The sequence below is a fragment of the Constantimarinum furrinae genome (assembly GCF_014295415.1).
Lineage (GTDB): Bacteria > Bacteroidota > Bacteroidia > Flavobacteriales > Flavobacteriaceae > Constantimarinum > Constantimarinum furrinae.
Window position 1 is genome coordinate 619,142 of record NZ_CP052909.1, and the last position, 12,077, is coordinate 631,218.

The 12,077-nt window shown below is 42.0% G+C and carries 10 protein-coding genes and 1 tRNA gene; 7 read left to right on the forward strand and 4 right to left on the reverse strand.

Annotated features, from left to right (window positions below; all coding sequences use genetic code 11):
* The first annotated feature begins 82 nt into the window (after positions 1–82).
* A complete protein-coding gene (locus ALE3EI_RS02890; RefSeq protein ID WP_186990661.1) occupies positions 83–2,983 on the forward strand; it encodes a tail fiber domain-containing protein in 2,901 nt (966 codons plus the stop codon).
* Here ALE3EI_RS02890 and ALE3EI_RS02895 read toward each other — a convergent pair.
* Both ALE3EI_RS02895 and ALE3EI_RS02900 read right to left on the reverse strand, forming a co-directional pair.
* Complete coding sequence (locus ALE3EI_RS02895; RefSeq protein ID WP_233279989.1) at positions 2,980–3,444, reverse strand: DUF1697 domain-containing protein; 465 nt, start codon at positions 3,442–3,444, stop codon at positions 2,980–2,982. The two genes, ALE3EI_RS02890 and ALE3EI_RS02895, sit on opposite strands and share 4 nt — an antisense overlap.
* Before the next feature lie 56 nt (positions 3,445–3,500).
* Positions 3,501–4,736, reverse strand: a complete 1,236-nt coding sequence (locus ALE3EI_RS02900; protein ID WP_186990665.1) for a BaiN/RdsA family NAD(P)/FAD-dependent oxidoreductase — start codon at positions 4,734–4,736, stop codon at positions 3,501–3,503.
* Between the two features lie 49 nt (positions 4,737–4,785).
* Between ALE3EI_RS02900 and ALE3EI_RS02905 the strand changes: the two genes are divergently transcribed.
* The 4 genes from ALE3EI_RS02905 (at position 4,786) to ALE3EI_RS02920 (ending at position 8,872) form a co-directional block, all read left to right on the forward strand.
* The gene (locus ALE3EI_RS02905; protein ID WP_186990667.1) at positions 4,786–5,820 is read left to right on the forward strand and encodes an endonuclease/exonuclease/phosphatase family protein; all 1,035 of its coding nucleotides are present in this window, start codon (positions 4,786–4,788) and stop codon (positions 5,818–5,820) included.
* A 136-nt stretch (positions 5,821–5,956) separates the two neighbouring features.
* Positions 5,957–7,423 (forward strand): ArnT family glycosyltransferase, encoded by a 1,467-nt coding sequence (locus ALE3EI_RS02910; protein ID WP_186990669.1) that lies wholly within the window; start codon positions 5,957–5,959, stop codon positions 7,421–7,423.
* A complete protein-coding gene (locus ALE3EI_RS02915) occupies positions 7,410–8,354 on the forward strand; it encodes a glycosyltransferase family 2 protein (protein WP_186990671.1) in 945 nt (314 codons plus the stop codon). The genes ALE3EI_RS02910 and ALE3EI_RS02915 overlap by 14 nt, the downstream gene beginning before the upstream one ends.
* Positions 8,355–8,458: 104 nt before the next feature.
* Positions 8,459–8,872: a hypothetical protein gene (locus tag ALE3EI_RS02920; protein WP_186990673.1), complete on the forward strand. Its 414-nt coding sequence runs from the start codon at positions 8,459–8,461 to the stop codon at positions 8,870–8,872.
* A gap of 191 nt (positions 8,873–9,063) precedes the next feature.
* Here ALE3EI_RS02920 and ALE3EI_RS02925 read toward each other — a convergent pair.
* Positions 9,064–9,145 (reverse strand) — tRNA-Leu (locus ALE3EI_RS02925).
* A 99-nt stretch (positions 9,146–9,244) separates the two neighbouring features.
* Here ALE3EI_RS02925 and ALE3EI_RS02930 point away from each other — a divergent pair.
* Positions 9,245–10,633 carry a dipeptidase gene (locus ALE3EI_RS02930; RefSeq protein WP_186990675.1) on the forward strand — a complete coding sequence of 463 codons (1,389 nt, stop codon included), beginning with the start codon at positions 9,245–9,247 and terminating at the stop codon, positions 10,631–10,633.
* Between the two features lie 269 nt (positions 10,634–10,902).
* On the opposite strand, the gene ALE3EI_RS02935 is transcribed toward ALE3EI_RS02930, so the two are convergent.
* The gene (locus ALE3EI_RS02935; protein ID WP_186990677.1) at positions 10,903–11,481 is read right to left on the reverse strand and encodes a PhnA domain-containing protein; all 579 of its coding nucleotides are present in this window, start codon (positions 11,479–11,481) and stop codon (positions 10,903–10,905) included.
* A gap of 230 nt (positions 11,482–11,711) precedes the next feature.
* Here ALE3EI_RS02935 and ALE3EI_RS02940 point away from each other — a divergent pair, with 230 nt between their 5' ends.
* Positions 11,712–12,077 (forward strand): BlaI/MecI/CopY family transcriptional regulator, encoded by a 366-nt coding sequence (locus ALE3EI_RS02940; protein WP_186990679.1) that lies wholly within the window; start codon positions 11,712–11,714, stop codon positions 12,075–12,077.

Sequence of the window (12,077 nt, forward strand, 5' to 3'; positions counted from 1 at the left end):
TTTCTGAATCTGCCCAAGATCTACTTCCCGATTCTTACCGTGAACACCTGCTTGTGCTTTTTAGAACTATAAAAGGCATATTATGAAAAGATATTTATTTCTTACTGTTATTATTATTATTTCCTCAGTATCCCTAGCCCAGGTGGGCATAGGAACTGTTACACCAAATTCATCTGCCGCATTAGATATTACCAGCACAGATTCCGGAATATTAATACCAAGAATGACCGAAGCTCAACGAACGGCCATTCTTACGCCAGCGACCGGTCTTTTGGTTTATCAAACCGATAATACAACAGGGTTTTGGTTTTATAGTGGTTCGGGATGGGCAAATTTATCGGTTGGAGGTGCAACTGGAGAGTTTCAAAGTATTGGCGGAGTTGTTCAGAATATAAGCAACCCCATATCTGATGATTTTGTTTTTGGAAGCACTACTCTTTCCGGCTCCGAAGCACGATTTTTCTTCGACAAAAGTAAAGGAGCCTTTAGAGCCGGAATAGTTTCCGGTTCGCAATGGGACGATAGTAACGTTGGTTCTGGCTCTATTGCCTTAGGGCCAGAAACAACAGCCTCCGGAGTAAATTCAATTGCATTTCAAGGGGGAACTGCCACTGAAACAAACAGTGTATCCATAGGACCCAACACCCAAGCCGCCTCCGAAGGATCGATCGCACTGGGAGATGGTAGCACCGTAGGCTCATCTTCAAACTACGGTAACAGCATCGGATTCTTAAACAGCGTATCGGCGGCTTATGGAACCGCCATTGGATACGAAAACGCAGCTTCAGGAGAACGAAGTTTTGCCTTTGGTGCCAATGCTATCGCATCGGGGATCGCGGCAACAGCTTTCAATAATTCAACAGCGTCAGGAAGCGGCAGCTTTGCCGGAATCGGTGCAACAGCTTCAGGACAAAATGCCATCGCTCTGCAGGGAGGAAATGCCTCCGGGTTAAACAGTATTTCCATTGGATCGAACACACAAGCCCCTTCCGAAGGATCGATCGCACTGGGAGACGGTAGCACCGTAGGCTCATCATCAAACTACGGTAACAGCATCGGATTCTTAAATAGCGTATCGGCAGCTTATGGAACCGCCATTGGATACGAAAACGCAGCTTCAGGAGAACGAAGTTTTGCCTTTGGTGCCAATGCTATCGCATCGGGGATCGCGGCAACAGCTTTCAATAATTCAACAGCGTCAGGAAACGGCAGCTTTGCCGGAATCGGTGCAACAGCTTCAGGACAAAATGCCATCGCCCTGCAGGGAGGAAATGCCTCCGGGCTAAACAGTATTTCCATTGGATCGAACACACAAGCCCCTTCCGAAGGATCGATCGCACTGGGAGACGGTAGCACCGTAGGCTCATCTTCAAACTACGGTAACAGCATCGGATTCTTAAACAGCGTATCGGCAGCTTATGGAACCGCCATTGGATACGAAAACGCAGCTTCAGGAGAACGAAGTTTTGCCTTTGGTGCCAATGCTATCGCATCGGGGATCGCGGCAACAGCTTTCAATAATTCAACAGCGTCAGGAAACGGCAGCTTTGCCGGAATCGGTGCAACAGCTTCAGGACAAAATGCCATCGCCCTGCAGGGAGGAAATGCCTCCGGGCTAAACAGTATTTCCATTGGATCGAACACACAAGCCCCTTCCGAAGGATCGATCGCACTGGGAGACGGTAGCACCGTAGGCTCATCTTCAAACTACGGTAACAGCATCGGATTCTTAAACAGCGTATCGGCAGCTTATGGAACCGCCATTGGATACGAAAACGCAGCTTCAGGAGAACGAAGTTTTGCCTTTGGTGCCAATGCTATCGCATCGGGGATCGCGGCAACAGCTTTCAATAATTCAACAGCGTCAGGAAGCGGCAGCTTTGCCGGAATCGGAGCAACAGCTTCAGGACAAAATGCCATCGCCCTGCAGGGAGGAAATGCCTCCGGGCTAAACAGTATTTCCATTGGATCGAACACACAAGCCCCTTCCGAAGGATCGATCGCACTGGGAGACGGTAGTACCGTAGGCACATCATCAAACTACGGTAACAGCATCGGATTCTTAAATAGCGTATCGGCAGCTTATGGAACCGCCATTGGATACGAAAACGCAGCTTCAGGAGAACGAAGTTTTGCCTTTGGTGCCAATGCTATCGCATCGGGGATCGCGGCAACAGCTTTCAATAATTCAACAGCGTCAGGAAACGGCAGCTTTGCCGGAATCGGTGCAACAGCTTCAGGACAAAATGCCATCGCTCTGCAGGGAGGAAATGCCTCCGGGCTAAACAGTATTTCCATTGGAGCAGATACTGAAGCTTCGGGAGAAAGTGCTATAGCTATTGGCGACAATTTGGAAGCTCTTTCTTTTAGAGAGACCGTTCTTGGATTTAATTCGGTAGTTTATGTTCCAAGCAGTACCACCACTAGCAATGCCAATGACAGATTATTTGTGATTGGAAATGGAGATGCGACCTTAAGTATTCCTTCTACAAATAATGCGTTTACTATTCTAAAAGATGGCCGTACAGGTATTATGCGTATCCCAACGACCAATATGTTGGAGATAGAAGGAAATGCCTCTAAATCGACTGCCGGTGATTGGCTCGCAAACAGTGATAAAAGATTGAAGAAGAATATAGAAACTTTCAACGAAGAGGAAGCACTTAATAAACTAATGCAGCTAAGAGGAGTGACCTATGTATGGGATGATAATAAAACCGGAAGCAAACGTCCAAATGGAATTCAGTATGGATTTATAGCACAGGAAATTGAGGAAGTATTTCCCGAAAATGTGGCCATGGATAATCTGGGGTATTATCAAACTTCCTACGGCACTTATGATGCCATGTATGTACAGTCAATAAAGGCATTAAACAGTAAAATAGAACACCTGGAGGAAGAAAATTTAGAATTAAAGGAACAAATAAAAAAAATATACGAACTGCTTAAAACCCAACAAGAATCAACAGCTAACGGCAATTAATCACTCAATTCGACAAGTTTTTGCAAAGTTCGGAAGTTGCGAGTAGTAGCAGTGACCTTTAGTTTTTTCTCAAAGAAGTTGTTGTTTAATTTCGATTTGCCGGGATCCACAGCAGAATAAAAATAGATACATTTTGGGGACAGAACGAACTCTTCATCTTGAAACTGAAATGTTTTTAACCGTTCTATATCTTCTTTTACAGGCTGTTTAAACAATAACATAAAATAGGCCGATTCTTTTTTTTCCTTCGGAAATGGACATTCGTCCAATATGGCTTTTATTTCATCTGAAGTTTTTACCAAAACCGGCACATCCCAGCCATACGCTTCTTCTATGGCTTCAGAAATACGTTTATCATGTTCTGTATCGCTTTCAGAAGAAAACACCATATTCCCACTTTGGATATAACTAGCAACCTCGCTGTACCCGATACGTTCAAAAAGCGCTCTCAAATCCTTCATTAGAATTTTTTTGTGACCTCCAACGTTGATACCACGTAATAGAGCAATATATGTTTTCATAATTCTTCCTGAGCCAATGCATGTGCCACCATATACCCGCCGGTCCATGCATTCTGAAAATTGAAACCACCGGTGATGGCATCTATATTAAGTACTTCTCCGGCAAAATACAGATTTTTATGTAGTTTACTTTCAAAGGTTTTAAAATTTACTTCCTTCAGTTCAACACCACCTGCCGTAACGAATTCTTCTTTAAAGGTACTCTTTCCAACCACCTTGAATTCGGCTTCTGTTAGCTGTTTGCTCAATAACTTTAGTTCAGCCGAAGTAACATCGGCCCATTTCATAGTTTCTTCTATTCCCGACGCGTGAACCAAGCTTTGCCACAACCGTTTTGGTAAGTCAAAATGCGGGCGTTTGCTTACTGTTTTCCTTCCAAATTGTTGTTTAGCCGTTTTTAGATACTCCAAAGCTTCATCCTTGGAAGCCATTTCCATCCAATTGACCTTTATTGTGAACTGATAATCCAATTTATTGAGTATTCGGGCTCCCCAGGCCGATAGCTTTAGTATGGCAGGGCCACTCATGCCCCAATGCGTAATTAACAGGGGACCATCACTTTCCAGCACCACTTTACCCCTATGATCCATCACTGAAACAGAGGCACTTGTAGACAGTCCCGGCAGATCTTTGATTCGCTCATCATCAATATTAAAAGTAAACAAGGAAGGAACCGGAGTTACCATAGAATGTCCCAGTCGTTCAAGTATTCCCCAAACTTTAGTATTACTCCCGGATGCCACCACCAGTTTTGTCGCTTCAAAAGTTCCCTCACTCGTAATTAACGACCATGTATCGTTCTCTTTTTTAATGTTTTTTACGGAATGTCCTTTTAACACTGAAACTCCAAGCCTTTGTGCTTCACTTTCAAAACAATCGATAATGGTTTGTGAGGAATCGGAAGCCGGAAAGATTCTTCCGTCTTCTTCAGTTTTCAATTCGATTCCGCGATTAGAGAACCATGCTATGGTATCACCCGTCATAAAGGTATGAAACGGCCCCAAAAGCTCTTTTTCTCCTCGTGGATAGTTTTGGGATAATTCCTTCGGAATAAATTGTGCATGAGTAACATTACAGCGACCGCCTCCCGACACTCTTACCTTGGTGAGTACTTCTTTTCCTCTTTCTAAAATGGCTATTGATACATTCGGATTTAGTTCAGCCGTATTTATCGCGGTAAAGAACCCGGCCGCACCGCCGCCAATTATGAGTATGTCGAAATTGTTAAGCACATGTCAAAATTAGAGAATATTCTATGAGAATATAGTAATTTTAGGGAATATGATATTGTATATCCTCATTGTAATTTTTACAGTCTCTGCGTATTTCCCCGCTACCGGGAATCCGCATTGGTTTTTCAGAACACCCGATTTTATTCGTTTGCAAACCATTGCAATTCAGTTGGCTTTAATAGTACTGTTCTTTCTGTTCGAATCCCGTTATTCTACGTTCAGTATTATCCTAATTATATCACTGGTGGCTACGACAGTGTATCAGATCGTCAAGGTATTTCCATATAGCTCCTTGTATCCAAGAAAAAAACCGGACTTTCCGAGTAAGGGTACACTCAGTATTTTGGCAGGCAATGTGCTGCAGACCAATACGGAGTATCATAAATTTAAGGCACTTGTTAAGCAATACGATCCGGATCTGGTTCTCACAATGGAATCGAACAGTGATTGGGAAAAAGCACTACAAAGCATTGAAAAGGACTACCCTTTTACGGTGAAGATCGCAAAGGAAAATTTTTATGGGATGCATTTGTATTCGAAAAAAGAGCTCTTTGATGTAGAAGTGAATTATCATGTTGAAGAAGGTGTTCCGTCTATCTATTTTAAGTATCAAATAACCGATACCAAAAAAGTATTCTTTGCTTGTTTACATCCCGCACCTCCCAGTCCAACTGAGAACGATACTTCCAAAGAACGCGATGCCGAACTGATGATCGTTGGGAAATACCTCAGGGATATCGCTCTCCCCACGGTTGTTTGCGGTGATATGAACGATGTGGTTTGGTCCAGAACCACGAGATTGTTCAAAAAAATGACGGGAATGATAGACCCCAGGATAGGCAGGGGATTTTTTCCTACCTATCATGCCGACTATTGGTTTTTAAGATTCCCGTTGGATCATCTTTTTCATACCAAAGATCTCTTTGTTGGAAAAATGGTCCGAACTCCCCATTTTGGGAGCGATCATTTTGCGATGTATTATGAAATTAAACTAAAAACTAAAAAAACGAACACCAGAAAACCAAAATTGAACGGGGAAGAAAAAGAAGAGATTGAAGAATTAATAGAGAAATCAGATTCTTAAAATGCTAAATTAATAACAGTCATTAAAGCTAGAAAGAATAAGTAAAATTATTGGTGCGGTGATAGAGCAAATACATTCTGAATTGTTATATTAACGCCTTCAAATCTGTTAAATCGATAGGAGAGCTGTAGTATATATGAAAAGTATTCTGAAGAAGTACCTCGGGTATTTTATCTTAGCGATACTCGTAATCACGCCACTTTTTCTTTACATAGATGTAATTCCCATTCGTAATTATGACGAATCGAGAAATGCGATGAATGCCTTCGAAATGTTAAAGAATGGCAATTGGCTGGTTACCTACTTTGAAGGAAAGCCGGATATGTGGAATACCAAACCTCCGTTGCTCATTTGGATACAAACTATAAGTTTTTCGCTATTTGGAGTTAACGAATTCGCATTTCGGTTGCCATCCGCACTTGCCGCTGTAGGCACATGTGCAGCGTTGGTTTACATTTCCGAAAAGTATTTAAGATCTTTTTGGTATGGCGCCATTGCCGTACTTGTATTAATTACCATGGGAGGCTATATGGGCTATCACGGAGCTCGTTTCGGTGAATTCGACGCCTTACTTACGATGTTCACTACGCTTAGCGGACTTTCATTCTTTGCATTTATCCAGAACAAGAAGAGAAAATATTTGTATTTTTTCTTTATTTTCCTCACGCTGGGCTGCCTAACAAAAGGAGTCGCCGGATTACTTTTTGCGCCGGCTTATGTAGTATATCTCATTTATAAAAAGGAATTTATTTCGCTGCTAAAAAACAAGCACTTTTACTTTGGATTGGGAATCTTTATTTTAATTATCGGAGGTTTTTATCTGTTGAGAGAACTTTATAATCCGGGCTACCTCGAGGCGGTCTGGAATAATGAATTAGGCGGACGCTATGCCAGTAAATTACAAAAATCAAGGCCGCACATTTTTTATTTTGAAAGATTCAGAGATCTCGATATGAAATATTGGTTTTTGTGGATCCCGTGTGGCATTGTAGCCGGAATGCTCACCAAGAATAGAATGCTTCAGAATTTTACAATCTTTAGCTCCATTATGGCTGTTTCTCATTTTCTCATAATTTCGCTTTCCAAAAATAAATTACATTGGTATGCTTTTCCTGAAGTCCCTTATTTTGCATTGATCGTGGCCACTCTAATTTATTTGATCTTTAGATTGCTTATAAATGTAGGGGATGAACGCCAGAAAAAAATTATAAAACTGGTCCCGTACGGCTTTATCCTTTTTCTATTTCTTAGTCCCTATACACAGATTCTAAAGGATGTTAAGAGAAATCTGAATGAAGATTCCCCAACAGAACGAAATTACCAAATGAGCTATTACCTTAGGGAAGCTTCAGAAAAACCTGAAGAACTCAATGGATATAAGGTACTAATCAAAGGCTATCGCCCTGAGACAAAGTTTTATATTGCGAAACTGAAAGATCAAGGGGCAGATATAGAACAAAAAGACTGGAAAAAACTGAAGTCAGGAGACAAAGTACTCACCTATCAAAAGGAAATAAAGAATTATCTTGCTGAAAATTATAAGATGTCAACCTTAGGAGAAAGTAAGAACGTAGTTAAATACAAGATTCATGGACCCAAATAATATGAAAACACTGTCTATAGTGATTCCTATATTTAATGAAGAGCAGATCATTCCGGAGTTGTATGAAAGGCTAAAAAATGCTGCATCGCAAATTACTGATGACTACGAATTTATCTTTGTAAATGACGGTAGCAAGGATGCATCCTTAATACAGCTTATGCGTCTTACCGAATCAGACCCTAGATCATTTTTTATAAACTTTAGTAGAAATTTTGGTCATCAGATAGCGGTCACCGCAGGGCTCGATCATTGTCGAGGTAAGGCCGTGGTCATTATCGACGGCGACCTTCAGGATCCCCCCGAACTTATACCCGAATTGTACAAAAAATACAAGGAGGGATTCGAAGTTATCTACGCCCGCAGAGAAAAAAGAAAAGGAGAAGGTGTCTTTAAAAAAGTGACTGCTAAACTATTCTACCGTATCCTTAGAAAGCTAACCAATGTTGATATTCCTGTAGATACCGGAGATTTCCGACTGATAGATCAAAAGGTAGTTCGGTATTTAAAAATGATGCCGGAACAGAATAAATTCCTCCGAGGACAGATCGCCTGGTTAGGATTCAAACAATCTGAAGTCTTATTTAACCGAGATAAACGTAAATTCGGAAAAACAGGCTACTCCTTCAGCAAGATGCTTTCCTTTGCCATAGATGGAATTACAGGATTCTCTAATGTACCACTTGCCTCAGTGACCAAGATCGGATTTATTATTTCCGGTGCCGCCTTTTTTATTATCCTCTATGCGATCTTCGCGCATTACGTCCTGGAACAAACGGTGACCGGCTGGACCAGTTTGATCATCAGTTCCCTGTTTATTGGTGGTATTCAACTTGTTTCCATCGGTATTATAGGTGAGTATATTGGACGAATCAATAACAATGTCCAAAATCGTCCATTATACATCATCGACAAAACGAATATTACTGATTAAAGTTTCTTCAGCAACCCCTAATTCAACGTATACAAATACGACCTGAAAAACCTGACTGTTTTTTTTGTAACTTTCTGACACCTAATCAATAAAACACTTTAATTATGTTTACAAAAGCAAACATTGTTAGTACTTTGGTCACTGCCGTTTGGGGTTTTGGTGGCGGTTATTTACTATGGGGAATTCTTGGAGATCCCTTATTGTCAGATCATCTGGGATCTGCCACCGGGGTGATGCGGGAAATGCCCGATATGTTTCATCTCGTTCTGGGATGTATCATTCAGGCTTTCGCCTTTTCAACCATCTACGGAAGGTGGGCAAACAGTGAATACGGCATGGGCACCGGAATAACCTTTGGCTTCTGGGTTGCCATTTTAATGGGGCTTGGAGAAGGGCTCATCGATTATGCTACCAGCAATATCATCGATATGAGCGGTACATTCATCAACTTCGGGATCTATTTGGTATTCTTCCTGGTCACAGGATTACTCGCCGGACTTGTTTACAAAAAGGTTTAAGTCCATCTGAACAACCCATAAAAAAGCTTCGGTTATAGACTGAAGCTTTTCTTGTTTCTAAAGGTACAATGAATTCCTCCTACGCATTACTTTAATGGATAAACCCCACCGTTCACGCCTCCCATATTTATGTATTTGACTCCTCCTAGAGCAAAAAAAAAAGACCTCAACAATTAGTTGAAGTCTTTTTGTGCGGGCGGGGAGACTCGAACTCCCACGCCGTGAAGCACTAGATCCTAAGTCTAGCATGTCTACCAATTCCATCACGCCCGCAAAGGGACGGCAAATATAAAGAACAATTTTTATTTACACGCAAACTTTCTTTTAAAAAATCCACTTTTTGTACCTTCGTGAATCTTCAAAATAATTTAAATGAAAAGTGCAAAATCTTATATAGAAAAAAATAAAGAGCGATTTATAGACGAACTAATTCAACTACTGAAAATTCCTTCTATAAGCGCCGATTCGGCTTATAAAAACGATGTGATAAAAACAGCCGAAGCCATTAAAAAAAGCCTTGAAAAAGCCGGATGTGACACTGTAGAGATCTGTAAAACCCCGGGCTACCCAATAGTATATGGCGAGAAGATCATCGATAAAAATCTACCCACTGTATTGGTTTACGGGCATTACGATGTACAACCCCCGGATCCCCTCGATCTGTGGGACAGTCCGCCGTTCGAACCCGTGATCAAAAAAACGGAACTTCATCCGGAAGGGGCGATCTTCGCCCGTGGAAGCTGTGACGATAAAGGACAAATGTACATGCACGTAAAGGCCTTAGAGTATATGACACAAACCGATCAACTTCCCTGTAATGTCAAATTTATGATCGAAGGCGAAGAAGAAGTGGGGTCAGAAAGTCTGGGATGGTTCGTGGAACGTAATCAGGAAAAACTGGCTAATGATGTGATCCTGATCAGCGATACCGGAATGATCGCCAATGATATCCCATCCATTACTACAGGATTACGCGGACTCAGCTACGTAGAAGTTGAAGTCACCGGACCTAATCGCGATCTCCACAGCGGACTCTACGGCGGAGCTGTGGCCAATCCTATTAATGTATTAACCAAAATGATCGCTTCATTGCACGATGAGAACAACCACATCACCATTCCCGGTTTTTATGATGATGTCGATGAACTCTCTACTGCCGAACGGGCCAAAATGGCCGAAGCGCCCTTCAGTAAAGAGGCTTATAAAAAGGCCCTCGATATAGAAGATGTGTACGGTGAAGCAGGATATACCACCAACGAGCGAAATTCCATCCGGCCCACTCTTGACGTAAACGGAATCTGGGGCGGCTACATTGGAGAAGGCGCCAAGACGGTCATCGCCAGTAAGGCATACGCAAAGATCAGTATGCGCCTGGTACCCGATCAGGACTGGGAAAAGATCACACAATTGTTTAAGAATCATTTCGAAAGTATCGCTCCTAAAGGGGTCAAGGTGAAGGTGAAACCACATCACGGCGGACAAGCATACGTTACCCCTATTGACAGTGTGGGCTATAGAGCGGCCTCTAAAGCCTATGAGGCTACTTTTGGCAAAACCCCTATTCCGCAGCGAAGTGGAGGAAGTATTCCCATAGTGGCATTGTTCGAAAAGGAGCTTAAGAGCAAGACGATTTTAATGGGCTTTGGTCTCGATAGTGATGCCATTCATTCGCCTAATGAACACTTCGGGATCTGGAATTATTTAAAAGGTATTGAAACCATTCCTCAGTTCTATCACTATTTTACCGAAATGAATACTTAGGTTTTGGGGGTTTCCTCTTTCGCTTTATATGGGTCAAATAGTTTATAACAAATAGCCCATAAAGCTCCAGAGGACCGCGCTTTCTACTGTATCCCTATAGCGGTCATGAAGTGAGTTGCGCTCTACTTCATCGGCGCTACAGGGGATGCCGTTGCAATCGCTAACCCGGGCTCTCTGTAGTAATGACGGTCTACGCATCACTTGTGCATCGTACACGAGAACCGGACGATTAATTTTGTGGGGGAAAAGTCTAAATGGAATAAAAAGGTCTAGATCTTTTTTACGAACTTGGTAATGATCACGATCTGCTGACCGTCTACCTTACCCTCTATGTATTCGGCATTATCGTGATCCAGCGAAATACGTCGTACCGCTGTTCCCTGTTTGGCCACCATACTCGAGCCCTTTACTTTCAAATCCTTGATAAGAACCACGTTATCTCCTGCCTGTAATATGGCGCCATTACTGTCACGATGCACCGGTGCATTGCTCCTATCTACACCATCCCCGGCTTCTTTTGCCCATGCCTTTACCTCCTCATCCATATACATCATATCCAAGAGATCCTGAGGCCAGCCTTCGACTTTTAGTCGCTGAAGCATTCGCCATGCCATAACCTGAACCGCAGGAACCGTACTCCACATACTGTCGTTTAAACAACGCCAATGATTGGGATCTCTGTCTTCTTCATTTTCAATTTGATGGAAACAAGTGGAACAAAGTAACACAGCTGCATCAACTCCCGATCTAGGCGACGAAGGCACTTCATAGACATTGAGTTTCTCGGGATTGCCACATAGTTCACAGCTGTTATCGGCACGTTTTGCCAGTTCTCTTTCAATACTCATGGTTAATTTTTAAGACCGTAAAGGTAAGTGAATTATAATTTAATCAATTCAGTAAGGATGCCGGTAGGAGATGGTTGGCCGTTGGCAGTTGGCAGCGGGACGTAAGCTATAGCTTTAAAAAAATATAGCTTAAAAACTAATAAGCAATAGACAATATAATAATTCCCTCTACATTTGTAGAATTAAAAAAATTGTTCTACGTTTGTAGAGCAATCATTAAAAAGAAATCGATGCAGCTATCAAATTCCGAAGAACAACTCATGCAGATCCTCTGGAAACAGAAACGGGCATATATGAAAGATCTAATAGAGGCCTATGATGACCCTAAGCCGGCAACAACAACCGTAGCTACACTTTTAAAGCGGATGCAGGATAAAAAGTTTGTTGATTACACACAAAACGGAAGGTCGCGGGAATATTTTCCATTGGTAAAGAAGAAAGATTATTTCTCTAAGCATGTAAACGGACTCATTAAAAATTTCTTTAATGACAGTGCTTCGCAATTCGCATCCTTTTTTACGCAGGAAACCAACCTCAGCAAGAAAGAACTCGAGGAATTAAAAAGCATCATCGATCAGCAAATAAAAAGAAAATAG

Excerpts from the sequence above, each read along its gene's own strand:
- ALE3EI_RS02910 (WP_186990669.1), top strand. The coding sequence starts at position 5,957 with ATGAAAAGTATTCTGAAGAAGTACCTCGGGTATTTTATCTTAGCGATA.
- ALE3EI_RS02930 (WP_186990675.1), top strand. The coding sequence starts at position 9,245 with ATGAAAAGTGCAAAATCTTATATAGAAAAAAATAAAGAGCGATTTATA.
- ALE3EI_RS02890 (WP_186990661.1), top strand. The coding sequence starts at position 83 with ATGAAAAGATATTTATTTCTTACTGTTATTATTATTATTTCCTCAGTA.
- ALE3EI_RS02920 (WP_186990673.1), top strand. The coding sequence starts at position 8,459 with ATGTTTACAAAAGCAAACATTGTTAGTACTTTGGTCACTGCCGTTTGG.
- ALE3EI_RS02935 (WP_186990677.1), bottom strand. The coding sequence starts at position 11,481 with ATGAGTATTGAAAGAGAACTGGCAAAACGTGCCGATAACAGCTGTGAA.
- ALE3EI_RS02915 (WP_186990671.1), top strand. The coding sequence starts at position 7,410 with ATGGACCCAAATAATATGAAAACACTGTCTATAGTGATTCCTATATTT.
- ALE3EI_RS02940 (WP_186990679.1), top strand. The coding sequence starts at position 11,712 with ATGCAGCTATCAAATTCCGAAGAACAACTCATGCAGATCCTCTGGAAA.
- ALE3EI_RS02895 (WP_233279989.1), bottom strand. The coding sequence starts at position 3,444 with ATGAAGGATTTGAGAGCGCTTTTTGAACGTATCGGGTACAGCGAGGTT.
- ALE3EI_RS02905 (WP_186990667.1), top strand. The coding sequence starts at position 4,786 with ATGATATTGTATATCCTCATTGTAATTTTTACAGTCTCTGCGTATTTC.